This window comes from Nonomuraea sp. NPDC004580 (assembly GCF_040609855.1).
Taxonomy (GTDB): domain Bacteria; phylum Actinomycetota; class Actinomycetes; order Streptosporangiales; family Streptosporangiaceae; genus Nonomuraea; species Nonomuraea salmonea.
This window is the reverse complement of the sequence record NZ_JBEXLH010000001.1, coordinates 620,621-645,102: the sequence shown is the minus strand read 5'-3', so window position 1 is coordinate 645,102 and position 24,482 is coordinate 620,621. Positions and strand designations below refer to the sequence as shown.

22 protein-coding genes are annotated in these 24,482 nt (G+C 70.5%); 15 read left to right on the top strand and 7 right to left on the bottom strand.

Features of this window, described 5'->3' with window-relative positions:
* Window positions 1-2 precede the first annotated feature (2 nt).
* The 4 genes from ABZW11_RS02850 to ABZW11_RS02835 are packed head-to-tail and all read left to right on the top strand — an operon-like array spanning window position 3 to window position 4,336.
* Entirely contained in the window at window positions 3-1,373 is a 1,371-nt protein-coding gene (locus tag ABZW11_RS02850) for an extracellular solute-binding protein (RefSeq protein ID WP_355411918.1), read from the top strand.
* Window positions 1,370-2,338 carry a sugar ABC transporter permease gene (locus tag ABZW11_RS02845; RefSeq protein WP_355411916.1) on the top strand — a complete coding sequence of 323 codons (969 nt, stop codon included), beginning with the start codon at window positions 1,370-1,372 and terminating at the stop codon, window positions 2,336-2,338. Before ABZW11_RS02850 ends, ABZW11_RS02845 begins: the two co-directional genes overlap by 4 nt.
* A complete protein-coding gene (locus ABZW11_RS02840; protein WP_355411914.1) occupies window positions 2,325-3,170 on the top strand; it encodes a carbohydrate ABC transporter permease in 846 nt (281 codons plus the stop codon). The genes ABZW11_RS02845 and ABZW11_RS02840 overlap by 14 nt, the downstream gene beginning before the upstream one ends.
* 5 nt (window positions 3,171-3,175) lie before the next feature.
* A complete protein-coding gene (locus tag ABZW11_RS02835; protein WP_355411912.1) occupies window positions 3,176-4,336 on the top strand; it encodes an ROK family transcriptional regulator in 1,161 nt (386 codons plus the stop codon).
* On the opposite strand, the gene ABZW11_RS02830 is transcribed toward ABZW11_RS02835, so the two are convergent.
* Window positions 4,329-5,075, bottom strand: a complete 747-nt coding sequence (locus ABZW11_RS02830; protein ID WP_355411910.1) for a helical backbone metal receptor — start codon at window positions 5,073-5,075, stop codon at window positions 4,329-4,331. The genes ABZW11_RS02835 and ABZW11_RS02830 overlap by 8 nt on opposite strands.
* Before the next feature lie 80 nt (window positions 5,076-5,155).
* Here ABZW11_RS02830 and ABZW11_RS02825 point away from each other — a divergent pair, with 80 nt between their 5' ends.
* Together ABZW11_RS02825 and ABZW11_RS02820 are read left to right on the top strand one after the other, a co-directional pair.
* Window positions 5,156-5,980, top strand: a complete 825-nt coding sequence (locus ABZW11_RS02825; protein ID WP_355411908.1) for an SAM-dependent methyltransferase — start codon at window positions 5,156-5,158, stop codon at window positions 5,978-5,980.
* A gap of 3 nt (window positions 5,981-5,983) precedes the next feature.
* Entirely contained in the window at window positions 5,984-6,901 is a 918-nt protein-coding gene (locus ABZW11_RS02820) for a TIGR03619 family F420-dependent LLM class oxidoreductase (protein WP_355411906.1), read from the top strand.
* Between the two features lie 10 nt (window positions 6,902-6,911).
* On the opposite strand, the gene tpx is transcribed toward ABZW11_RS02820, so the two are convergent.
* A complete protein-coding gene (tpx, locus tag ABZW11_RS02815) occupies window positions 6,912-7,412 on the bottom strand; it encodes a thiol peroxidase (RefSeq protein WP_345397384.1) in 501 nt (166 codons plus the stop codon).
* A 91-nt stretch (window positions 7,413-7,503) separates the two neighbouring features.
* Window positions 7,504-10,737, bottom strand: a complete 3,234-nt coding sequence (gene icmF, locus ABZW11_RS02810; RefSeq protein ID WP_355411904.1) for a fused isobutyryl-CoA mutase/GTPase IcmF — start codon at window positions 10,735-10,737, stop codon at window positions 7,504-7,506.
* A 103-nt stretch (window positions 10,738-10,840) separates the two neighbouring features.
* On the opposite strand from icmF, the gene ABZW11_RS02805 reads away from it, so the two are divergent.
* Window positions 10,841-11,890, top strand: coding sequence for a glucose 1-dehydrogenase (locus ABZW11_RS02805; RefSeq protein WP_355411902.1), 1,050 nt, complete (start codon window positions 10,841-10,843; stop codon window positions 11,888-11,890).
* On the opposite strand, the gene ABZW11_RS02800 is transcribed toward ABZW11_RS02805, so the two are convergent.
* The gene (locus ABZW11_RS02800) at window positions 11,887-12,702 is read right to left on the bottom strand and encodes a CHAP domain-containing protein (RefSeq protein ID WP_355411900.1); all 816 of its coding nucleotides are present in this window, start codon (window positions 12,700-12,702) and stop codon (window positions 11,887-11,889) included. The two genes, ABZW11_RS02805 and ABZW11_RS02800, sit on opposite strands and share 4 nt — an antisense overlap.
* A 181-nt stretch (window positions 12,703-12,883) precedes the next feature.
* Entirely contained in the window at window positions 12,884-13,654 is a 771-nt protein-coding gene (locus ABZW11_RS02795; RefSeq protein ID WP_355411898.1) for a protein phosphatase 2C domain-containing protein, read from the bottom strand.
* 77 nt (window positions 13,655-13,731) lie between these two features.
* Between ABZW11_RS02795 and ABZW11_RS02790 the strand changes: the two genes are divergently transcribed.
* The 8 genes from ABZW11_RS02790 (at window position 13,732) to ABZW11_RS02755 (ending at window position 22,393) form a co-directional block, all read left to right on the top strand.
* Window positions 13,732-15,540: an N-6 DNA methylase gene (locus ABZW11_RS02790; protein WP_355411896.1), complete on the top strand. Its 1,809-nt coding sequence runs from the start codon at window positions 13,732-13,734 to the stop codon at window positions 15,538-15,540.
* A 40-nt stretch (window positions 15,541-15,580) separates the two neighbouring features.
* On the top strand, window positions 15,581-16,471 hold the full coding sequence (locus ABZW11_RS02785) for a serine/threonine-protein kinase (RefSeq protein ID WP_355411894.1): 891 nt from the start codon (window positions 15,581-15,583) through the stop codon (window positions 16,469-16,471).
* A 174-nt stretch (window positions 16,472-16,645) separates the two neighbouring features.
* Window positions 16,646-17,941, top strand: a complete 1,296-nt coding sequence (locus ABZW11_RS02780; protein ID WP_355411892.1) for an ABC transporter substrate-binding protein — start codon at window positions 16,646-16,648, stop codon at window positions 17,939-17,941.
* Complete coding sequence (locus ABZW11_RS02775) at window positions 17,938-18,900, top strand: sugar ABC transporter permease (protein ID WP_355411890.1); 963 nt, start codon at window positions 17,938-17,940, stop codon at window positions 18,898-18,900. Before ABZW11_RS02780 ends, ABZW11_RS02775 begins: the two co-directional genes overlap by 4 nt.
* Entirely contained in the window at window positions 18,897-19,700 is an 804-nt protein-coding gene (locus ABZW11_RS02770; RefSeq protein WP_355411888.1) for a carbohydrate ABC transporter permease, read from the top strand. Before ABZW11_RS02775 ends, ABZW11_RS02770 begins: the two co-directional genes overlap by 4 nt.
* Window positions 19,697-21,067: a GH1 family beta-glucosidase gene (locus ABZW11_RS02765; protein ID WP_355411885.1), complete on the top strand. Its 1,371-nt coding sequence runs from the start codon at window positions 19,697-19,699 to the stop codon at window positions 21,065-21,067. The genes ABZW11_RS02770 and ABZW11_RS02765 overlap by 4 nt, the downstream gene beginning before the upstream one ends.
* Window positions 21,068-21,099: 32 nt before the next feature.
* Complete coding sequence (locus ABZW11_RS02760) at window positions 21,100-22,095, top strand: LacI family DNA-binding transcriptional regulator (RefSeq protein WP_355411883.1); 996 nt, start codon at window positions 21,100-21,102, stop codon at window positions 22,093-22,095.
* A 163-nt stretch (window positions 22,096-22,258) separates the two neighbouring features.
* Window positions 22,259-22,393 carry a hypothetical protein gene (locus tag ABZW11_RS02755; RefSeq protein ID WP_355411881.1) on the top strand — a complete coding sequence of 45 codons (135 nt, stop codon included), beginning with the start codon at window positions 22,259-22,261 and terminating at the stop codon, window positions 22,391-22,393.
* Between the two features lie 3 nt (window positions 22,394-22,396).
* Here ABZW11_RS02755 and ABZW11_RS02750 read toward each other — a convergent pair whose 3' ends face one another.
* Entirely contained in the window at window positions 22,397-22,924 is a 528-nt protein-coding gene (locus ABZW11_RS02750) for a carboxymuconolactone decarboxylase family protein (protein WP_355411879.1), read from the bottom strand.
* A gap of 39 nt (window positions 22,925-22,963) precedes the next feature.
* Complete coding sequence (locus ABZW11_RS02745; RefSeq protein ID WP_355411877.1) at window positions 22,964-24,478, bottom strand: alpha-amylase family glycosyl hydrolase; 1,515 nt, start codon at window positions 24,476-24,478, stop codon at window positions 22,964-22,966.
* Between the last annotated feature and the right edge of the window lie 4 nt (window positions 24,479-24,482).

Below are 24,482 nucleotides of genomic sequence, written 5' to 3'. Positions count from 1 at the left end.
CCATGCCGACGAAGGTAACCGCCGTCCTCTCCGTCGCCCTGCTGGCCGCCGTCTCGCTGGCGGCCTGCGGCGACGACGGTGGCGAGCAGTCAGCCAGTAATGAGATCACGGTCTGGACCGAGGAGAACCTCGAGGACCGGATGGCCGTGCAGAACGCGATCGTCACCGAGTTCACCCAGAAGACCGGGATCAAGGTGAAGCTGGTCGGCGTGGCCGAGGACCAGTTCAGCCAGACCATCACGGCCGCGGCGGCGGCCGACGACCTGCCCGACGTGATCGGGGCGCTGCCGCTGGCGGCCGTCCGCGAGCTGGAGGCCAACGACCTGCTCGACACCGAGACGCCGGGGAGGATCGTCGACGGGCTCGGGCGCGACACGTTCTCGCCGCGGGCGCTGGAGCTCGACAGCTCGGGCGGGACGCTGCTCGCGGTGCCCAGCGACGGGTGGGCGCAGCTGATCCTCTACCGCAAGGACCTGTTCGACAAGGCCGGGCTGCGGCCGCCTGACACGTACGAGGCGCTGCAGGAGGCCGCCACCAAGCTCAACACCGGCGGCGTCGCCGGCATCACGCTCGCCATCGCCCCGAAGGACTCCTTCACCGCGCAGAGCTTCGAGCACATCGCCCAGGCCAACGGCTGCCAGCTCGTGGACGGCTCGGGCAACGTCACGCTGGACTCGCCGCAGTGCGTCAAGGCGTTCGAGTTCTACGCGAACCTGGCCAGGAACCTGTCCGTCAAGGGCAAGCAGGACGTCGACTCGACCAGGGCCACCTACTTCTCCGGCAAGGCGGCCATGACGGTCTGGTCGTCGTTCATCCTCGACGAGCTGGCCGGGCTGCGTAAGGACGCGCTGCCGAGCTGCCCGCAGTGCCGCGAGAACCCCGAGTGGCTGGCCGAGAACACCGGCGTGGTCACCGCGCTCAAGGGCCCTGACGGCGCCGCGCCCGCCCAGTACGGCGAGATCGTCTCCTGGGCGATCACCCGCGACGCCGCCAAGGACCCGGCGAGCAGATTCGTGTCGTACATGATGAACGAGGGCTACGAGCGCTGGATCGGGATGGCGCCCGAGGGCAAGTTCCCGACCCGCAAGGGCTTCGACGCGAAGTGGGACGCGCTGCCCGCCGGCGTCGACACCAAGAAGCCGCTCGCCGACGTCTACCCGGCCGACGTGCTCGACGCGCTGCGCAAGAGCCCCGACACCTTCGCCCGCTGGGGCATCCCGCAGGGCCAGGGCAAGCTGGTCGGCGCCACGATGGGCGAGCTGCCCGTGCCCAAGGCGCTCAGCATGGTCGTGGACGGGTCGCTGACCCCGCAGGCCGCCGCCGCGCAGGCCAAGGCCGACGTCGAGAGCATCAAGCGCGGGATCAGGCAGTGACCGCCACCGGCACAGGGGAGCCGCGCACACCGGCCGGCTCCCCGCCCCGCCGGCGGCGCGGGGGCACGCTGCGGCGGCAGGAGGGCCGCGCCGGGCTCGTGCTCATCTCGCCGACGCTGATCATCACGCTGGTCGTGGTGGTGCTGCCGCTGCTGTGGGCGATCATGCTGGCGTTCCAGGACGCGCGGCTGATCAACATCAGGCGGGTGGGCGTCTTCGGGCACTACACGCTGGAGAACTTCACGTACGTGATCTCCGAGCCCGGCTTCTGGTCGTCGCTGGTCAACACGCTCGTCTACACCGTCGCGGGGACGGCGCTGTCGATCGCGATCGGGCTGGTGACCGCGCTCGCGCTGCGCGACAAGTTCAAGGGCCGCACGCTGGTCAGAGCCTCGATCCTGATCCCGTACGTGGCCCCGGTGGTGGCGGTGGCGTTCCTGTGGGAGACGATGCTCAACCCCCAGTACGGCATCGTCAACACCTGGCTGGACGAGCCGATCGCGTTCCTCACCCAGGCCAGGGGCGAGATCCTCGGCGTGCAGGTGCCGGTCGCGCTGCTCACCGTGATCGCGTTCGAGGCGTGGCGGTACTTCCCGTTCGCGTTCCTGTTCATCCTGGCCCGGCTGCAGGCGCTGCCCAAGGAGCTGGACGAGGCCGCCGTGGTGGACGGCGCCACGCCCACCCAGCGCTTCCGCTACGTGATCATGCCGCAGCTGTGGCGCATCATCGCGCTGCTGTCGGTGCTGCGGTTCGTCTTCACCTTCACCAAGTTCGACGACGTCTACCTGCTGACCGGCGGCGGCGCCGGCACGGAGGTGGTCAGCGTGCGCGTCTACAACTTCCTGACCTCGCGCGACGACATCGGCGCGGCCGCTGCCCAGGCGATCGTGCTGGCCGTCTTCCTGGTCGTCTTCCTGGCGATCTACCTCAGGTTCTTCGCGGGAGGTGAGCGTGAGCAGGGATAGGTTCGAGCGGGGCCTGTTCAAGGTCCTCAGGCCGCTGGTGATCGCGTTCCTCTTCCTGATCACCGCGTTCCCGTTCCTCTACATGGTGATGCTGTCCGTACGCGACATCCAGGAGCTCATCCTCGACCCAGGCTCGCTGTGGCCGTCGGCGTTCACCCTGGACACGTACGTGAACGTGCTGACCAGGCAGGGCTTCCTGACCTTCCTCAGGAACAGCACGATCATCGCGGTCGCGTCGGTGGCGGTGACGCTGCTGATCTCGATCCCGGGTGCGTACGCGGTGGCCAGGCTGCGCTTCTTCGGCCGCCGCCAGGTGCACTTCCTCTTCCTCGCGGTGTACCTGTTCCCGGCGATCGTGCTGGCCATCCCCCTGTTCGTGCTGTTCACCATGATCGGCCTGCGCGGCTCTCTTGTGGGCTTGATCCTCGTCTATATCGCGCAGACGGTGCCGGTCACGGTATACATGCTCCGCAACTACTTCGAGACCGTGCCGCAAAGCGTGGAGGAAGCGGCCGCGATCGACGGGTGCACGAGGTTGTCGACCATCTGGCGGGTGGTGCTGCCGCTCTCCAAACCCGCCCTGATGGCCACCGGCCTCTACGCGTTCATGATCGCGTGGAACGAGTTCCTGTTCGCCCTGCTCTTCCTCGTGGAACGGCGGGAGAGCTGGACGGTGTCCTTGGGGCTCTCGCAGCTCGCGGGGAGCATCGAGATTCCGACGACGGTCCTGATGGCAGGGTCGGTGGTGCTCACGCTGCCCATCGTGATCGTGTTCTTCGCCAGTGAGCGACTGCTGACGGAGGGCCTCACCGCAGGAGCGGAGAAGGGATAGACCCCATGCTGACGGCAGGGCAGATCCTCCAGCTCATCCGCCATGGCTCCTGCCGTACCCGTAAAGAGCTCATCGAGCACACCGGTCTGTCCCGCTCGACCATCACCGAGCGGGTCGACCGGCTGATCGCCGCCGGATACATCCACGAGTCCGGCGTCGGCGCGTCCGGAGGCGGGCGGCCGCCCTCGGTGCTCGACGTGGACGCCGCCAGGCGGCTGATCCTGGTGGCCGACCTGGGCGCCACCCACGCCAGGGTGGCGCTCACCGACCTCGCCGCCCGCTCCATGGCGGAAGAGCGCACCGAGATGCGCATCGAGCTGGGCCCCGACGCGGTGCTCTCGTGGGTGCGCGAGGCGTTCCAGCGCATGCTGGACCGGGCCGGGCGGCCCGCCGCCGACGTGTGCGGCATCGGGCTCGACGTGCCCGGCTCGGTCGATCACGTCACCGGGCACGTCATCAGGTCGTTCCTCATGCCCGGCTGGGACGACCATCCCGTGCGCGAGGCCATCAGGGCGTCCTACGACGTGCCCATCCTGGTCGAGAACGACGCCAACGCGATGGCGCTCGGCGAGTGGTGGTCGTCCTGGCGCGGCACCGACTCGCTCGTCCTGGTCAAGGTCTCCACCGGCATCGGCACCGGCATCGTGCTCGACGGGCAGGTCTACCGCGGCGTCGAGGACGCGGCGGGCAACATCGGCCACGTACGCCTGCGCGAGACCGACGACCGGGTCTGCACCTGCGGCTCGCGCGGCTGCGTCGCCTCGCTGGCGAGCGGCCACGCGCTCGCCAGCGACCTCGGCGTGTCCTCCAGCCGCGACGTGGTCAGGCTCGTGCAGAGCGGCGACGCCGCCGCCATCGCCAAGGTGCAGGAGGCGGGGCGCACGCTGGGCGTCGTCCTCGCCACCGCGGTCAGCCTGCTCAACCCGGGCGTGCTGGTGCTGGCCGGCGACATGGCACGCACCGGAGAGCACTACCTGACCGGCATCAGGGAGACCGTCTACCGGCGCAGCCTGCCGTACACGACCCGCAACCTCGAGATCGTCACCAGCTCGCTCGGCGACCGGGCCGGCATCGTGGGCATGGCGGTGATCGTCATGGAGCACGTGCTGTCGGCCGCCGCCGTCGACACCGCGCTGGCCGAGGCCGGGCGCGACAAGGTCAGCTGAGCGCGCGGCGCAGCACGCTCGCCGCCGCCACCAGCGAAGGGCCGTACCACGTGAGCAGCCGGCCGCTGACCGGCACGGACCGCAGGCCGGGGAACGCCTCGGGGCCGTCGCTCGCACTGAAGGCGTAGGGCTCGTCGGGCAGCACCACGAGGTCGGGGCGGCGGCCGGTCAGCTCGTCGAGCGGGATCTTGGGGTAGCGCTCGGGGTGGCCGGCGTACAGGTTGTCGACGCCGAGGCGCCTGAGCACGTCGCCGGTGAAGGTGTCGCGGCCCACGACCATCCAGGGCCGCCGCCAGATCGGGATGATCGCCGTACGCCTCGGGCCCTCCCACGGCGTGCCCCACGCCGCGCGTGCCTCAGCCAGCCACCCGGGCGGGTCCGTACGGCAGGCGTGCGTGAACATCCGCTCCAGCGACACGAACGCCTCCTCCAGCGTGGCGATCTTGGTCACCCAGACGGCGACGCCTGACCTGCGCAGCGCCTCGATGTCGGACGGGCGGTTCTCCTCGGCGTTGGCGAGCACCACGTCGGGCCGCAGCCGCAGGACCGCGCCGAGGTCGGGGTTCTTGGTGCCGCGCACCCTCGCCACGTCGAGATCGGCCGGATGCGAGCACCACTTCGTGGCCCCGACCAGCGCGTGCGGCACGGTGGCCGCCACCGACTCGGTCAGCGACGGCACCAGCGACACGATCCGCCGCACCTCGCCGGGAATCTTTACGGTCGTCCCGGTGTCATCCACATTGACAGCCTAGATCGACGGCTCGATGATCTCTTTTGTCGGCACCGGGCCGTAGACTCCAGGCAAAGATCGTTACCTCGATGATCGGGAGAAGACGGTTGGAGCAGGAGTCACTCGGTTTCGACCCCAACACCCCCAGCGTGGCCCGGCTCTACGACTACTACCTCGGCGGGAAGGACCACTTCCCCGCCGATCGCGAGGCGGCCGAGCAGATCCTGCAAGTCGCCCCCGAGCTGCGGGCCGCCGCCAGGGCCAACCGCGCCTTCCTGGGCCGCGCGGTGCGTCACCTGGCCGAGACCGGCATCACGCAGTTCCTCGACATCGGCACGGGGCTGCCCACCCAGGGCAACGTGCACGAGGTGGCCAAGAAGGTCGTGCCCGACGCCAAGGTGGTCTACGTCGACCGCGACCCGGTGGTGCTGGTGCACGCCAGGGCGCTGCTGGCCGACCAGGGCGGCGACACCACCGTGATCGAGGCCGACCTGCGCGACCCCGCGGCCATCCTCGCCCATCCCGGGGTGCGGCAGACCATCGACTTCAGCAAGCCCGTGGGGCTGCTGCTGGTCGCGATCCTGCACTTCATCACCGAGGCCGAGCGGCCCGACGAGATCCTCGCCACCCTGCGCGACGCGCTCGCGCCCGGCAGCTACCTCGTGCTGTCCCACGGCACCAGCGACGCCAGGGCCGCCGCCGTCGATCGCGGCACCCAGGTCTACCAGAGCGCCAGCGCCCCGCTCACGCTGCGCGGCAGAGAGCGCATCCGCGAGCTGTTCGACGGGTTCACGCTCATCGACCCCGGGCTGGTGTGGCTGCCCGAGTGGCGGCCCGAGCAGGCCGACGTCATCGACTTCGTCGACGACCCCGCCTCCTCGCTCATCCTGTGCGGCGTCGGCAGGAAGGGCTGAGCCATGCGCGTCGGGCTGGCCGTCCCGCAGTACGGCAGGTTCGCCTCGCTCGCCAGCGTGCTGGAGGTGGCGCGGGCGGCCGAGAAGATGGGCTTCCACAGCCTGTGGGCCGGTGACCGGCTGCTGACCCCGATGCGGCCGAAAGACCGCTATCCCGGCGGCGACGGCTCCATCCCCGAGGCCCACCGGGTCTTCCTCGACCCGTTCGCGGTGCTGTCGGTCGCCGCATCCGTCACCACGTCCGTACGCCTCGGCACCAGCGCGCTCAACGCCTGCTGGTACCCCCCGATCGTGCTGGCCCGCTCCCTCACCACCATCGACCACCTCAGCGGCGGCCGGCTCGACGTGGGCCTCGGGCTCGGCTGGTCCTCCGACGAGTACGCCGCCACCGGCGTGCCGTGGGATGGCCGGGCCCGGCGCTACGACGCCACGCTCGACGCGCTCGAGGCCATCTGGACCACCGACCCGGTGTGGTTCGAGCACGAGCTGTGGACGATCCCGCCCAGCCACGTCGAGCCCAAGCCGGCCCGCCGCCCGCCCCTTTACCTCGCGGGCTTCGCGGACCCGGCGCTGCGGCGCATCGGCCGGCGCGGCGACGGCTGGCTGACGGCCACGCTGCCGGCCTCCGTGCTGACCTCGATGTGGCGGAAGATCCGTCACGCCGCGGAGATCGCGGGGCGCGACCCCGGCGCGCTGCGCATGATCCTGCGCGCCAACCCGATCGTCACCGGCGACGGCCGGCCGCCGAGGAGCGGCACCGTCGCCCAGATCAGCGCCTACCTCGCCGCGGCGGCGGCGGCCGGGGCGCACGAGCTGATCCTCGACCTCCAGCACACCGCCACCGACGACCGCCACCTGCTCGACCTCGCCGCGTCCTTCCAGGACGAGCTGACCACCCGCCTCGGCTGGCCGCCTACTTGAGGGCCGCGAGTTACTTGAGGGCCGCGAGGGCGGCGTCGTAGTCGGGCTCCTGGGTGATCTCCGGCACCAGCTGCGAGTAGACGACCTTGTTGTCGCCGTCCAGCACGACCACCGCGCGGGCGGCGAGGCCGGCCAGCGGGCCCGACTCCTGCGCCACGCCGTAGTCGGCGAGGAACTCGCGGCCGCGCATCATCGACAGCGTGGTGACGTTCTCCAGGCCCTCGGCGCCGCAGAAGCGGCCCTGCGCGAACGGCAGGTCGGCCGAGATGCAGAGCACGGCCACGTCGGGGTGCTCGCCGGCGATCTCGTTGAAGCGGCGCACCGAGGCGGCGCACACACCGGTGTCGAGGCTCGGGAAGATGTTGAGCACCTTGGTCTTCTGGCCGAAGTCGTCGAGCGTGCGCTCGGCGAGGTCGCTGCCCACCAGCCGGAACGCGGGAGCGGTGTCGCCCGCCTTGGGGAAGGTGCCGGCGACGGTGATGGGGTTGCCCTTGAACGTGACGTCGGACATGAAAGCCTCCTGATAACGATGGTCCCCTGATCTTGCCCAGCAGCGCGATCCTATCGACGCCGGCCCGCCGCCCCCGCGCACCGGGTCGTGCTCACACGTTGCGCCGGTACTGTCCGCCGGCTTCGAACAGGGCGTCGGTGATCTGGCCGAGCGAGCAGTGCCTGGCCGCCTCCATCAGCACCTCGAAGGCGTTGCCGTCGGACATGGCGACCTCGCGCAGCCGGGCGAGCTGGGCGGCCGCCTCGGAGCGGTGCCGCTCGTGGAAGGCGCGCAGCCGGTCGAGCTGCGACTGCTTCTCCTCCTCCGTGCCCCTGGCGAGCTCCAGCTTGTGCGGGTCGGCGTCGTCGGAGTGCGCGGGGTTGCGGAAGGTGTTGACCCCGATGATGGGCAGCGAGCCGTCGTGCTTGCGCGTCTCGTACAGCATCGACTCGTCCTGGATGCGGCCGCGCTGGTAGCCGGTCTCCATCGCGCCGAGCACGCCGCCGCGGTCGGACAGCCGCTCGAACTCGGCCAGCACCGCCTCCTCGACCAGGTCCGTCAGCTCCTCGATGACGAACGCGCCCTGCAGCGGGTTCTCGTTCCTGGCCAGGCCCCACTCGCGGTTGATGATGAGCTGGATGGCCATGGCCCGGCGCACCGAGTCGGCCGACGGCGTGGTGACGGCCTCGTCGTAGGCGTTGGTGTGCAGGCTGTTGCAGTTGTCGTAGACGGCGATGAGGGCCTGCAGCGTGGTGCGGATGTCGTTGAAGTGCATCTCCTGGGCGTGCAGCGAGCGCCCTGACGTCTGGATGTGGTACTTCAGCTTCTGCGAGCGCTCCCCCGCGCCGTAGCGCTCGCGCATGGCGACCGCCCAGATGCGGCGGGCCACCCGGCCGAGCACGCTGTACTCGGGGTCCATGCCGTTGGAGAAGAAGAACGACAGGTTGGGCGCGAAGTCGTCCACCTTCATGCCCCTGGCCAGGTACGCCTCCACGTACGTGAACCCGTTGGCCAGCGTGAACGCGAGCTGGCTGATCGGGTTGGCCCCCGCCTCGGCGATGTGGTAGCCGGAGATGGAGACCGAGTAGAAGTTCCTGACCCCGTTCTGGACGAACCACTCCTGGATGTCGGCCATCATCCGCAGCGAGAACTCGGTGGAGAAGATGCAGGTGTTCTGCCCCTGGTCCTCCTTGAGGATGTCGGCCTGCACGGTGCCCCTGACGGTGGCCAGCGTGCGGGCGCTCAGCTCGCGGTCCTCCTGCTCGCCGGGATCGCGGCCGTGCTCGGCGCGGAAGCGGTCCCTCGCCTGGTCGATGGCGGCGTTGAGGTAGAAGGCCAGGATCGTCGGGGCGGGCCCGTTGATCGTCATCGACACCGACGTGTTGGGCGCCGCCAGGTCGAAGCCGTCGTAGAGCACCTTCATGTCGTCGAGCGTGGCGATGGAGACGCCGGAGGTGCCGACCTTGCCGTAGATGTCGGGCCTGGGGTCGGGGTCGTGGCCGTACAGGGTGACGGAGTCGAACGCGGTGGACAGCCGGGTCGCGGGCTGGCCCTCCGAGAGCAGCTTGAAGCGCCTGTTGGTGCGGAACGGGTCGCCCTCGCCGGCGAACATCCTGGTCGGATCCTCGTCGTCGCGCTTGAACGGGAACACCCCGGCGGTGAACGGGAACATGCCAGGCAGGTTCTCGCTCCGCAGGAACCGCAGCAGGTCGCCGTGGTCGGTGTAGCGGGGCAGCGCGACCCTGGGGATGCGGTTGCCGGAGAGGGTCTCGCGCCACAGCGGCGTGCGGATCTCGCGGTCGCGGATCCGCACCACCAGCTCGTCGGCGCGGTAGCGCTCCTTGAGCGCGGGCCAGGCGTCGAGCAGCGCGCGGCTCTCGTCGCTCAGCTCCCGCTCGGCCTGCTCGGTCAGCTCCGCGAGCCGCGCCGGCTCCGCGCCCTCCCCTGTGCCCTCCCTCGGGCCCTCCCCCAGCAGGTCGCGTACGGCGGCCAGCTGCTGTCTGCGCCTGGCCACCTCCGCCTGGGCCAGCGTCTCGGCGTGGTAACCGCGCACGGTCTCGGCGATTTCGGCCAGGTAGCGGGACCTCGCGGGCGGCACGATGGCCGCCGACACCTTCGACGTCCGCCCCTCGACCGGCGCCAGCAGCCCAGGACCCGTCGCGCCGGTGAACAGCAGCGGCTTGAGGTGGTGGTAGAGGGCGGTGACGCCGCTGTCGTTGTAGCGGGCGGCGATGGTGCCGAAGACCGGCATGTCCTCGGGGGCGACGCCGAACGCCTCGCGGTTGCGTACGAGCTGGCGGCGCACGTCGCGCAGGGCGTCTTCGGCGCCGCGCCGCTCGTACTTGTTGATCACCACGGCCTCGGCGAAGTCGAGCATGTCGATCTTCTCCAGCTGGGAGGCCGCGCCGAACTCGGGCGTCATGACGTAGATCGGCACGTCCACGTGCGGCACGATGCCCGCGTCGCCCTGGCCGATGCCGGGCGTCTCGACGATCACCAGGTCGTAGCCGGCGGCCCGGCAGGCGGCGATGACGTCGTCGAGACAGGCCGGCACCTCGTTGGGCGCGCCCCTGGTGGCCAGGGAGCGGAAGTAGGTCTGCGGGCTCAGGCTGTTCATCCTGATGCGGTCGCCGAGCAGCGCGCCGCCACCGCGCCTGCGGGTGGGGTCGATGGCGATGACGGCGATGCGCAGCTTGTCGTCGTGGTCCACGCGGAAGCGTCTGACCAGCTCGTCGGTGAGCGAGGACTTGCCCGAGCCGCCCGTACCGGTGATGCCGAGGACGGGCGCGCGGCGGTCCGTGGCGTTCTTCAAGCCGTCCATCAGCTCGGAGGGGGCCCTGCCGCCTTCGATGAGGGTGATCGCGCGGGCCAGCGCCGCCTGGTCGCCGGCCATCACGGCCTCGACCGGCGGCGGGTCGCCCAGCTCGACGTCGCACTCCTGGATGAGCTGGTTGATCATGCCGGGCAGGCCGTAGCGCTGGCCGTCCTCGGGCGAGAAGATGCGCGTGACGCCGCGCGAGTGCAGCAGCTCGATCTCCTCGGGGACGATCACGCCTCCGCCGCCGCCGTACACCTTGACGTGGCCCGCGCCGCGCTCGCGCAGGAGGTCGACCAGGTAGCTGAAGAACTCGAGGTGCCCGCCCTGGTAGGAGCTGATCGCCACGCCCTGGACGTCCTCCTGGATGGCGGCCGTGACGATCTCGTCGACCGAGCGGTTGTGCCCGAGATGGATGACCTCGGCCCCCTGGGACTGGAGGATGCGCCGCATGATGTTGATCGCCGCGTCGTGCCCGTCGAACAGGGCCGCGGCGGTCACGAAGCGGACGGGGTGTACCGGGACGTGCACGCCTGATCACTCCTTCGTGGAGGCTTCATCTAAGAAGATACTAGGACGTCCTACTATTTCCCAAGGGACTCCGGGGTAGGGGCCGTGGCGAGGAGGTGAGGCGATGCGCGCGCTCACGTTCGTGCCGGGGGGCAAGGGCACGCTGGAGGTGCGGGAGATGCCCGACCCCGAGCCGCGCCAGGGCGAGCTGCTCGTCCAGGGACTCGCCCTGGGGATCTGCGGGACCGACAGGGAGCTGGAGCAGGGCGACTACGGCTGGCCGCCGCCCGGCGAGGAGCGCATGATCATCGGGCACGAGTCGCTCGGCCGGGTGCTGCGGGCCCCCGACGGCTCCGCGTTCTCGCCCGGCGACCTGGTGGTGGGCGTCGTCCGCCGGCCCGATCCCGAGCCGTGCGGCGCGTGCCGGCGCGGCGAGTTCGACATGTGCCGCAACGGCCGCTACACCGAGCGGGGCATCAAGGAGCTGGACGGCTTCGGCAGCGAGCAGTGGACGATCGAGGCCGCGTACGCCGTCCGCGTCGATCCCGCTCTGGACACCCTCGGCGTGCTGGTGGAGCCCGCCTCCGTGGTCGCCAAGGCGTGGGAGCAGATCGAGCGCATCGGCGCCAGGGCCTGGTTCGAGCCGCGCACGCTGCTGGTGACGGGCGCCGGGCCGATCGGGCTGCTGGCGGCGCTGTTCGGCCGGCAGCGCGGGCTGGAGACGCACGTGCTCGACCGGTCACCGCGCGGGCTCAAGTCGAGCCTCGTGGAGGAGCTGGGAGGCATCTACCACTCGTCCTCGACGCTGGAGGAGTTCCGGCAGGCCAAGCCGGACATCATCATCGAGTGCACGGGTGCGGGGCAGCTCGTCATCGACTCGCTCACGACCACCGCGGCAGTGGGCATCGTGTGCCTGTGCGGGCTGGCTCCCGGCGGGCGCGCGCACCGCGTGGACGCGGGCGTGATCAACCGGGACATCGTGCTGGAGAACGACGTGGTCTTCGGGACGGTCAACGCGAACCTGCGGCACTTCCGCGCGGCGGCCGAGGCGCTGGCGCGGGCCGACCGGGGGTGGCTGGAGCGGCTCATCACCCGGCGGGTGCCGCTGACGCGGGCGCTGGAGGCGTTCGAGCCGGCCAAGGACGTCAAGGCGGTGATCGACCTGACGGCCTAGCCCTCGTCGTACGGCCTGCGGCGCCTGGAGGCGTGCTCGGCGGCGGAACCGGAACCGGCGGGCACCCGCGGACGGGCGGGACGCGCGGGCGCCGCGCCCTGGGCCTTGGCGGCTCCCTCGCCCGCGAACGGGTTCCTGGGTGAAGGGACGCGCTGGATGTCAGGGGCGCTGGAAGGGCGGCGGCCGAGCCACGGCCACGCGAGGCGGCGGTGGGTGCCGCGGCGGCGGGTGACGCGCAGCGAGAGGATGATCGTCGTCAGCACCATGACGGCCAGCAACGCGGGCGGCGTGCCTAAGACGTCGAAGGGCGAGCCGTGCCCGGTCTGCGTGCGCGGCGGCGAGACGAAGGGCTGCTCGGTCGAGCGGATCTCCTCCTGGTCGGCCTTGGCCTTGACCAGGCGCGGGATGCCGTAGCCCACGACCTTGTCGGTTTCTCTGGTCTTGCGTTTGAGCCAGACGCGATCGACGTTCGCCTCGATGGTGTGGATCTTCTTGCCGGCCACCCGCTCGACGACGCCGACGTGGTCGATGCCCTTGTAGCTCTTGCCGCCGCGCCAGTCGAAGAAGACCAGCGCGCCCGGCTCAGGCCGCTGGCTCCACGCGTCCTTCTGGATGAACCAGGCCGCGTGGGAAGGCGTCCAGGCGAACTCCCCGACGTAGTCGGAGAGGCCGGCCTTGTTCGCGGCCCAGGCGAGGAACATGTCGCACCACGGCGCGTCGCGGTATTGGGTGTCCTGGACACGATCGGCGTACCACTGGCCGAACTTGGTGAACTGGTCGCTCTTCTCCTTGTATCCGAGTTCCTGTCGCACCGTCTTCAGCAGCTTGTCGGCGATCGGGTCCAGCGTGACTCCTCCCAGAAAACCGGCGAATCACGATGGACTGTAGTAGCGCCATCGCGAATGCGCGCGGGTCACCTGGAAAGTGTCACCCTATGAGCCGAAATTTCGGTTGTGTTACTGCTGATGTTGGTGAGACGGGCTACTACGTGATCTAGGAGCCGGCACCCACGCGGTAGACGGTCACGTCCCCCGCGCCCGGCGCCACCACGTCGGCCACGATCACGGTGACGTTGTCGGGCGAGCCGCCCTCGTTGGCGAGGTCGATGAGGCGCTGGACGGCCGCCGCCGGGTCTGCCACATTGGTCAGCACCTCGTGCAGGACCTCGGGCCCGAGCACGGTCGTGAGCCCGTCGGAGCAGAGGAGGTAGCGGTCATCAGGCTCGGCTTCGCGCAGCGCCATGTCGGGCTCCGCCCGGCCCTCGCTGCCCAGCACGCGCAGCACCATCGACCGCCGGGGGTGCACGGCGGCCTGGTCCTCCGTGATGCGCCCTTCGTCCACCATCGACTGCACAAGTGTGTGATCCTTGGTCATCTGGTAGAGAGCGCCATCGCGAAGCAGATATCCGCGGGAGTCACCGAGATGAGCCAGGGCGAAGCGGTAGCCGTCCCAGAGCATGGCGGTCACCGTGGTCCCCATCCCCCTGCGAGCGGGGTCGATGTCGGCCAGCTCGACCAGCCTGCGCGCCGCCTCGTGCACGGCGCCCTCCAGGGCCGCCTCGAGGTCGGCGCCCGTCTCGGGAAGCGTGGCATCCAGCTCGCGCATGACGGCGATCGCCGCCGAGCTCGCCAGCTCGCCGGCCGCGTGTCCACCCATCCCGTCAGCCACCACGAGCAACCGGCCGCTCGCGTAGCCAGAATCCTCGTTCTGCTCCCTGCGACGGCCCACATCTGATCCGGCGGCATAGCGGATGTTGTGCTTCATACCCTGCAGTAAATCATTGGTTGAAAGACTTCACAAGCAGATGCGCTGAAGACTCGTTGTGAACTACTGTGGCCACCATGAGCCACGACCCGACCGTCAACGCCGGGGACATCGCCCGGCTCGCCGGCGTCGGGCGGGCCGCGGTGAGCAACTGGCGCCGTCGCCACGACGACTTCCCCCAGCCCATCGGCGGCACCGCCAACCAGCCGCTGTTCTCGCTGCGGCAGGTCGAGTCATGGCTGCGGCGCTATGGGAAGTCCTACCAGGTCTCCCTGGGAGATCGGGCGTGGCAACGCCTGAAAGCCGCCGGAGATTTGCGGCTGGGCGAGCTGGTGGCCCGCGCGGGAGCGCTGCTGACCGGCGCGACCCCCGCCGCCGGCGACGGCCAGGCCGACGCCCCCGGCCAGGAAAGCGCAGGTCATCCGGGGGCGCTCGATCCCGAGCTGACCGGGCTCATCCTGGAGCTGGGCAAGGAGCTGGGGCCGCTGCGGGCGTACGAGTTCCTCTGCGAGCGCTATCTCGAGGCCCACTCGCGCCAGCTCTCGGTCACCCGCGACGACGTCGCCGCGCTCATGGTCCGGCTGGCCGGCGCCGAGGGCGCGACCGTGCTCGACCCCGCGTGCGGCGTCGGCACGCTGCTGCTGGCCTCCAGCCGCGCGGGCCGCATCCTCGGCCAGGAGCTCAGCGAGACCTCCGCCGCCATCGCCGCCTCCCGGCTGCGGCTGCGCGGCGTCGAGGCCACGATCGTGGCCGGCGACTCCATGCGCCGCGACGGCTTCGCCGGCGAGCGCGCCGACGCGGTGGTGTGCGACCCGCCGTTCAACGAGCGGGCCTGGGGCTATGAGGAGCTGACCGGCGACCCCCGCTGGGAGTACGGCCTGCCGCCCAGGGGCGAGCCCGAGCTGGCCTGGGTGCAGCACTGCCTCACCCACGTCAAGCCGCGCGGCCTGGTGGCCATCCTGATGCCGCCGGCCGCCGCCAGCCGCAAGGCCGGCCGCCGCATCAGGGCCAACCTGCTGCGCGCCGGCGCGCTGCGGGCCGTCGTGGCGCTGCCCGGCAGCGACCTGTGGCTGCTGCGCCGCCCGGCGGCCGGTGAGCGCCCGCCGTCGGAGGTGCTGATCCTCGACGCCACGGCCGACCTGTCGGCGGTGGAGCCGGCCTGGCAGGCGTACGTGGAGGACCGTTCCGACCAGACCGTCCGCATCATCGACCTGCTGGCCGACGAGGTCGACATGACCCCGGCCAGGCACCAGCGGCGCGACGACGTGGGCCGGGCCTTCGCCGAGGCCCGCGACCGCTTCCTGGCCGCCACGGCGGTCCCGCCGGACCTGAAGGTGCTGGAGCAGCCGCTCGACCAGCCCGCCACGACGCTCGGCGACCTCATCAAGGAGGGCCTGGTCACCACCTCGCAGGCGCCGCCCAAGATGGCCGCCGACGGGGGCGACATCCCGGTGCTGACCTCCGACGACCTGCTCAACGGCGGCTCGCCGTCCGGCTCGACCACCATGCAGCAGGGCCTGGTGCCGATCAGGGCGGGCGACGTCGTGGCCTCCTACTCCGCCGTCCGTGTGATCGCCGACGCCGGAGCGGTGCTCGGACCGCACCTGACGCTCTACCGCGTGGACGCGCGCCGGCTCGACCCCGACTTCCTCGCCGGGTTCCTGCGGGCCGCGGGCGGACGGGTGACGACCGGCTCCAGCAGGTTCGACGTGCGCCGCACCCGGCTGCCCCGGCTGTCGCTGAAGGAGCAGAAGGCGTACGGCGCGGCGTTCCGTCAGCTGGCCGTGCTGGAGGACGCCATCCGCGAGACCTCGACACTGGGGCAGACGCTGATCCGGCTGGGCCTCGACGGCCTCGCCGACGGCCACCTGCACCCGCAGTCCTGACGGTGTAGTTTTCTCCGGAAGGCTGCGGGAGAGGGGGTTTATGGTCATCGGTGACCGCTACGAGCTCGACGACCTCCCTCTCGGGCAAGGCGGCATGGGCGCCGTCTACGCGGGCCATGACCGCCACCTCGATCGCAGGGTGGCGGTGAAGCTGCTGCGCCTGCCCAGCGGCCCCGACCACGAGCTGGAGCGCCGCTTCATCAGGGAGGCGAGGATCCTCGCCAGGCTGGAGCACCCCGGCGCTCCCGTGCTCTACGACTTCGGCACCCACGAGCAGCGGCTCTACCAGGTGATGCAGTTCATCGAGGGCGTCACCGTGGCCGATCTGGTGCACGAGCACGGGCCGCTGCCGGTGCCGTGGGCGGCGGCCATCGCGGCGCAGGCGTGCGCGGTGCTGTCGGCGGCCCACGCGCTGTCGATCTGCCATCGCGACCTCAAGCCGACCAACCTCATGCTCTGCCCCGACGGCAGCGTGAAGGTGCTGGACTTCGGCCTGGCGATGCTCAGGGACTCCGACGTGACGACGTTCACCAGGATCGGGCAGATCCTGGGCACGCCGGCGTACATGGCGCCCGAGCAGATCCAGCACGGCGTCACCGAGCCGCGCAGCGACCTCTACTCCCTCGGCTGCGTCCTGCACGAGATGCTCTCGGGACGGCAGCTCTTCACCGGGCCGACCGACTACGTCGTCTTCGAGAAGCAGGTCAAGGAGCGCCCGCCGGACATCCCCGGGCTGCCCGAGCCGCTGGGCGCGCTTTTGGCGCAGCTGCTGGAGAAGCAGCCCGCCGACCGCCCCGCCGACGCCGACGAGCTGTACGAGCGCCTCGACCCCTTCGCGGTGGCGCTGCCCATGCTGCCCGGCTTCCTCACCACGGCGCCGAGCCCCGGCCGCATGTACGCCCGCATGGCCGGCCGCGCGCTCACCGGCTGAACCGGTTCCTGTCCGCCCCACCTTCGGAAACGCCGCTCGGCCGACCGAGATCGCGCTCTCACGGATAACGCATTCGTTATGTGACTCCCGTTGACAGAGCCCTGTGAGCACCGCGAATCTCTGAGAGAGCGCTCTCTCATCCACCCCCTTCGCAAGAGACCCAGGAGGGTTTCGATGGCCCCTCGCATCCATCGGCTCGGCCTGCCCCTGCTCACCGCGTCCGTCCTCGCCCTGGCGACGGCCTGTGGCGGAGGAGGCGACGGCACCGCGGCCGAGTCGAGCGCCAAGCCCGGCGAGAAGATCAAGCTGACCGTCGACCTCTTCGGCGACTTCGGCTTCCAGCCGCTCTACGAGGAATACAAGAAGACGCACCCGAACATCGAGATCGTCGAGAACGTCACCCAGTTCAACGACCACCACAGCAACCTGGTCAAGCGGCTGGCGACCAACGCGGGCGCGGGAGACGTCGCTGCGGTCGAGGTCGGCTACATCAGCACCTTCACCGCCCAGCCCGGCAAGTTCGTCGACCTCAAGCAGTACGGCCTCGACAAGCGCCGGCCCGAGTACCTCGACTGGAAGTGGCAGCAGGGCCTGTCCAAGGACGGCTCACAGGTCCTCGGCCTCGGCACCGACGTCGGCGGCCTGGCCATGTGCTACCGCAAGGACCTGTTCAAGAAGGCCGGGCTGCCCGACGACCGCGAGAAGGTCTCGGCGCTCTGGCCGACCTGGGAGGAGTACATCGCGACCGGCAAGAAGTTCGCCGCGGCGAACGTGGCCGGCGCCAAGTTCGTGGACTCGCCAGGTGAGATCTTCCGTGCGATGGTCAACCAGGCCCCCGTCGGCCTGTACGACGACCAGGACACCATCATCGTCGAGTCCAACCCCGACGTGAAGAAGGCCTGGGACCTGTCGAACCAGATCACCCAGGAGGGCCTGACCGCCAAGCTGGCCGCCTTCTCCCCGCCGTGGAACACCGGCTTCGCCAAGGGCTCGTTCGCCACGATCATCTGCCCGGCCTGGATGACCGGCTTCATCCAGGAGCAGGCCAAGGACTCGGCCGGCAAGTGGGACATCGCGGCCGTGCCCGGCGGTTCGGGCAACAGCGGTGGCTCGCACCTCATGGTGCCGAAGCAGAGCAAGCACCCGAAGGAGGCGGCCGAGCTGATCGACTTCCTCACCTCCAAGGAGAACCAGGCCAAGGTCTTCAAGGAGGAGGGCACGTTCCCGTCGATCCCCTCGCTGTACGACGACCCGTCGATCCAGGGCTTCACCAAGCCGTTCTTCGGTGACGCCCCCATCGGCAAGATCTACTCCGACGCCGCCAAGGCGCTCAAGCCGCAGCACCTCGGCCCGAAGGAGGCCGACGTGCGCACCGCCATCGGCAACGGGCTCGGCCGCGTCGAGCAGGGCAAGCAGACACCGGACGAGTCGTGGGCGCAGGTGCTCGAGGACGTCAAGAAGATCAAATGAGCTCCCTTCCTCTCGCGGTCACGCAGAGGCGCAGGCGCAGCGTGCGGCACACCCTCGACGTGAGGGTGTCGCCGTACGCCTACGTGGCCCCCTTCTTCCTGCTGTTCTGCGCCTTCGGGCTCTTCCCGCTGGTCTACACGGCCTGGGTGAGCCTGCACGAATGGACGTTGCTGTCGGAGACGCAGAAGTTCATCGGCCTCGGCAACTATTCGACGCTGCTGGCCGACTCCTACTTCTGGAACGCCACCTTCAACACCCTGTCCATCGGGATCCTGTCCACCGTGCCGCAGCTCGCGCTGGCCATCTGGCTCGCGCACCTGCTGAACCGGCGGCTGCGGCTCCAGACGTTGTTCAGGGTCGCGCTGCTGCTGCCGAACGTCACCAGCGTGGTCGCGGTGGTCGTGATCTTCAGCCAGCTCTTCGGCCGGGACTTCGGCATGATCAACTGGCTCCTGTCCTGGTTCGGGGTCGGCCAGATCGACTGGGCGGCCGGCACGGCCAGCTCGCACGTCGCGCTCTCGGTGATGATCATGTGGCGCTGGACCGGGTACAACGCGCTGATCTTCCTCGCGGCCATGCAGGCCGTACCGCGCGATCTGTACGAGGCCGCCACCCTCGACGGCGCGAGCAATTTCACCCAGCTCCGTCGCATCACCATCCCCATGATCCGCCCGACGATCATCTTCGTGGTCATCGTCTCGACGATCGGCGCGATGCAGATCATCGCCGAGCCGATGCTGTTCGGGCAGAGCAGCGGCGGCGGTGGCGGCATCGCCACGGGCGGGCCCGACCGGCAGTTCCAGACGCTGGCGCTGTTCGTCTACGAGCAGGGCTTCGCGAACGCGACGTTCGACTTCGGGTACGCCTCCGCGGCCTCCTGGCTGATGTTCGTGGCCGTGGTGGTCGTCGCCGGCATCAACTTCCTCCTCACCCGTCGCGTGAAGGGCGGTCTGCTGTGAGGCTGCGTTACCTGACCCTGATCGCGGTGGCCTTCTTCTCCGCCTTCCCGCTCTACTACAGCGTCGTGGTGGCCTCCAGGCACAACTCGGCGCTGGCCGAGGTGCCGCCGCCGCTGCTGCCCGGCGGCAACTTCTTCGCCAACGTGGCGCGCGTCTTCGACACCGTGCCGTTCGGGCTGGCGCTGCTCAACTCGGTCATCGTGGCCGGCTCGATCTCGATCGCGGTGATGTTCTTCTCGACGCTGGCCGGGTTCGCCTTCGCCAAGCTGAGCTTCAGGGGCAAGAACATCATGCTGGTGATCACGGTCGCGACCATGATGGTCCCGGCGCAGCTCGGCATCATCCCGCTCTACATGCTCATGGTGAAGCTGGAGTGGACCGGCACCAACTACGCGCTCATCGTGCCCGCGCTGGTCAACGCGTTCGGCGTGTTCTTCATGACGCAGTACCTCCAGCGCGCGCTGCCCACCGAGCTGCTGGAGGCCGGGCGGGTGGACGGGTGCACGACGTGGCGGCTGTTCTGGCACGTCGTGCTGCCCACCGCGCGGCCGGCGGCGGCGGTGCTCGGCATGCTGACGTTCATGTCGGCCTGGAACGACTACTTCTGGCCGCTGGTCGTGCTCACCCCGGACAGCCCCACCGTCCAGGTGGCGCTGTCGACCCTGGCCAGCGGTTACGTCAACGACTACGTGCTCGGCCTGGCCGGCACCGCGATCGGCACGCTGCCGCTCGTGGCGGTCTTCGCCCTGTTCGGCAAGCAAATCATCGGCGGAATCATGCAAGGAGCTGTTAAGGGATGATCTTTCCCGAGGACTTCGTCTGGGGAGCCGCCACGGCCTCCTACCAGATCGAGGGGGCGGTCAAGGAGGACGGGCGGGGCCAGTCGATCTGGGACACCTTCTCCCACACCCCCGGGAACGTGGCCGACGGCGACACCGGGGACGTGGCCTGCGATCACTACCACCGCTACCGCGACGACATCGCCCTGATGCGCGAGCTGCGGCTGGCGGCCTACCGGTTCTCGGTGGCCTGGCCGCGCATCCAGCCCGACGGCGAGGGGGAGATCAACCCGCGCGGCCTGGCCTTCTACGACAGGCTCGTGGACGAGCTGCTCACCTCCGGTATTTCGCCTTATGTCACGCTTTATCACTGGGATCTCCCCCAAGCCCTGGAGGACCGGGGCGGCTGGACGAACCGCGACACCGCGTACCGGTTCGCCGACTACGCCCAGGCCGTCCACGACAAGCTCGGCGACCGCGTCACCGACTGGGCCACGCTCAACGAGCCCTGGGTGGCCGCGTTCCTCGGCTACGGCAACGGCGTGCACGCGCCGGGCCGCCGCGATCCGGGCGAGGCGCTGCGCTCGGCCCACCACCTGCTGCTCGGCCACGGGCTCGCGGCCCGGCGGCTGCGCGAGTCGGGCGCGGGCAGCATCATGCTCGTCGTCAACTCCGCGCCCGTGCTCACCCCGGCCCAGGTCAACGACCCGTCGGCGGTGGCGGGCGAGGCGGACGCGGCGGCGGCCCGGCGCATCCACGCGCTGCTGACCCGGCAGTTCCTCGACCCGGCCGTGTACGGGACGTACCCGGAGGAGGTGCTCGCGGCGGCGGAGCGCAACGGCGGCACCGCGCACATCCAGGACGGCGACCTGAAGCTGATCAACGCGCCGCTCGACCTGATCGGCATCAACTACTACAACCCGTGCGTCGTCGAGGCGGGCCCCGGGCTGCCGGCCGACGCCGCCTGGCCGGGCTCGGAAGGCGTCAGGTTCGCCCCCGCCGACGCGCCCACCACCGCCATGGGCTGGCCGATCGTCCCCGACGGCCTGTCCCGTCTGCTGGTCCGGCTCTCCCAGGACTATCCGCAGGTCGGCCTCATGGTCACCGAGAACGGCGCGGCCTTCGACGACGTCGTCGAAGGCGGCATGGTGCACGACGACGACCGGGTGGCGTACCTGGACGGACACCTGCGCGAGGTGCACCGCGCCATCGAGGCGGGCGCCGACCTGCGCGGATACCTGGTGTGGTCGCTGCTCGACAACTTCGAGTGGGCCGAGGGCTACCGGCGGCGCTTCGGCATCGTGCACGTGGACTACGCGACGCAGGAGCGGGTGCCCAAGGACAGCGCGCTCTGGTACAGGGACGTCATCGTCAGGAACGGCCTGTAGATTTTTACCGTGCTCTCCCTTCGTGTGCAGTCATGAGACGCCCGACCCTGGAGGCGGTCGCCGCCCGGGCGGGTGTCTCGCGGGCCACCGCCTCCCGCGTCGTCAACGGGCAGACCACGGTCGCGCCCGACATCCGCGACGCCGTGCTGCGCGCGATCGACGAGCTGGGTTACGTCCCCAACTCGGCCGCGCGCAGCCTCGTCACCCAGCGCACCGACTCGGTCGCCCTGGTCGTGAGCGAGCCCGGCAACCGGGTCTTCTCCGAGGACCCGATGTTCTCCACCGCCATCAGGTCGGCCTCGGTGGAGCTGGAGGCGGTCAACAAGCAGGTCGTGCTCATGCTGGTGTCCTCGCCCAAGAGCCACGCCCGGGTGGAGCGCTACATCTCAGGCGGCCACGTCGACGGCGTGATGCTGCTGTCCATGCACGGCGCCGACCCGCTGCCGTCGGCCCTGTCGCGGCTGCGGGTGCCGGTGGTCTCCTACGGGCGGCCCGCCGTGCCGGTCGAGATCCCGTTCGTCGACAACGACAACGTCGGCGGGGCCGAGTCGGGGGTGCGCCATTTGGTCGAGACCGGGCGGCGCAGGATCGCCACCATCGCGGGGCCGCAGGACATGATCGCCGGGCAGGACCGGCTGACCGGCTACCGCAACGTGCTGCGCGACTCCGACCGGCGCTCCATCGTCGCGGTCGGCGACTTCACCCGCGAGTCGGGTGCCGTCGCGATGCGGCAGCTCCTGCGCGACGACCCCGCGCTCGACGCGGTGTTCGTCGCCAACGACCTGATGGCGGTGGGCGCGCTGCAGTCGCTGCGCCAGGCCGGGCGGCGGGTGCCCGACGACGTGGCGGTGGTGGGGTTCGACGACATCGAGGCGGCCAAATACACCGAGCCGCCGCTGACCACGCTGCGCCACCCGATCGCGGAGCAGGCGGCGGCCATGGTGCGGCTGCTGCTCAACCTCTTCGAGGGCGGCCCCACCGACCCGGTCATCCTGCCCACGGAGCTGGTCGTCCGAGAGTCGGCCTGACGTGGGCGCATCCGAGGCCCTGCACAGGATCTCCCGCGCACCCACCGAAGGCTGACGTGGCCGCGCCGGTGGTGCCGCCCAGTGACCTGCTGCCGGCCGGGCCGCACGTACGCGACGGGGTGACGCTCTCCTTCTGGGGTACGCCGAGCACGACCCGGATCACGTGACGACGCCCGCCACGTTCGGCGGGATGCTGGCCGAGCTGCACGCCGCCCTGCGCGCTCACCCCGAACGCGCGGAGGCGGCCCGCGCGGCGCTGAACGCCTGGCTGGCCGACCCGACCGGCGCCACCCGCTGACCGTCAGACGCGGAAGACGCGGAGCTGGAGTGCCAGGGTCGTGTAGTAGCCGACCAGGGTGGTCAGCTCGAACAGCTCGCGTTCGCCCAGCGCCGCGTACTCCTCGTCGTCCAGGTCGCCCTTGGTGACCAGGGCGCGGGCGACGCGGAGCACGGCCCGCTCCCCCGGGTCCTCCAGCTCGGGGGTGTCGCCGGCGCGCAGGGCGGCCAGCTGCTCCTCCGTGAAGCCCAGGTCGCGGGCGATCGGCTCGTGGGCGGACTGCTCGAACGCGCTGTCCTGGTGCCCGGCCACCACGAGGATCGCCAGCTCCCTGGCCCGGTCGGTGAGCGTGGAGCGGTAGCGGATGGCCGCCCCGAGCCGCTGCAGCGGGTCGCCGACCGGCGGGCTGAGCAGCATGGCGTTGAACGGCCCGGTGAGCCCGCCGTGCTCGTCCACCATGAACCGGCCGCGCGGCCCCGAGGTGATGCTGTCGTAGAGCGTCTTCGCCTCGGGGCCGAGTTCGTGCGGTGGTGTGCGTCGCAGGCGTGCCATGCCGCGATCGTAACCGGCCCGGTTGATCAGGCCCGTCGATCAGGCCGGGGTCAGCCAGACCGTGGTGTCGGAGGGCAGGAGGCCGTCGTCCAGCGGGCCGCTGGACAGCAGCACGCGGCCCTCCGGGAGCGGCACCGGGGCGGCGCTCAGGTTCGTGACGCTGGTCAGGCCCGAGTCGCGGGTGAAGGCCAGCACCTCCTCCCCCATCGGCAGCCAGGTCAGCGTCCCGTCGCCGAGCAGCTCGCGGCGGATGCCGAGCGCCGAGCGGTAGAGGTTGAGCATCGAGCCGAGGTCCGTACGCTGCGCCTCGGCGGTCAGCTTGCGCCAGCTCTCCGGCTGCGGCAGCCACGGCGTGCCCGTGCCGAACCCGAACGGCGGCTCGTCCCCCGACCAGGGCAGCGGGATGCGGCAGCCGTCGCGGCCCGGGTTCGTGCCGCCTGAGCGGGCGTACATCGGGTCCTGGCGCAGCTCGTCCGGCAGGTCCTCCACCTCGGGCAGCCCCAGCTCCTCGCCCTGGTAGACGTAGACGGAGCCGGGCAGCGCCATCGCGAGCAGCGCGGCGGCGCGGGCGCGGCGGTAGCCGAGCTCCAGGTCCGTCGGGCTGCCGTGCAGGGCGCCGCCGTGGGCGAACGAGGTGTCGGCGCGGCCGTACCTGGTGACCGGCCTGGTCACGTCGTGGTTGGAGAGCACCCACGTCGGCGGGGCGCCGATGGGGGTGTGCGTGGCCAGCGTCAGGTCGATGGACCTGCGCAGGTCGCGCGGGTCCCACGCGCAGGACAGGAAGTCGAAGTTGAAGGCGGTGTGCAGCTCGTCGGGGCGCAGGTAGCGGGCGAAGCGCTCCTGGTCGGGCAGCCAGACCTCGCCGATGAGGATGCGCTCGCCGTACTCGTCGGCCACCTCGCGCCACCGGCGGTAGACGTCGTGGACCTCGTCGAGATCCTCGTACGCCGTGTCCGACTTGATGAGCAGCGCCGCCGAGTCGATCCGGAAGCCGTCCACCCCGCGCTCGAACCAGAACCGCAGCACGTCCTCGAACTCCCGATGCACCTCCGGGTTCGTCCAGTTCAGGTCGGGCTGCTCGGGGGCGAACAGGTGCAGGTACCACTGCCCGTCGGGCACCTGCGTCCAGGCCGAGCCGCCGAAGATCGACTGCCAGTCGTTGAGCGGCTCGTCGGCGAACCAGAACCGGTCGCGCGCCGCCGGGTCCGCCAGCGCCTCCTTGAACCAGGCGCTCTCGGTCGAGCTGTGGTTGGGCACCACGTCGATGATGACCTTGATGTCGAGGTCGTGCGCCTCCTCGATGAACCGCTCGGCCTCGCCCAGCGTCCCGAAGACCGGCTCGATGTCGCGGTAGTCGGCCACGTCGTAGCCGCCGTCGGCCATCGGCGACGGATACCACGGGTTGAGCCAGATGGCGTCGATCCCGAGCTCTTTCAGGTACGGCAGGCGGGAGCGCAGGCCGGCGAGATCGCCGACGCCGTCGCCGTTCCCGTCGGCGAAACTCCGCAGGTAGACCTGGTAGATCGCGGCCCCCCGCCACCACGTTTGCGACATGCGC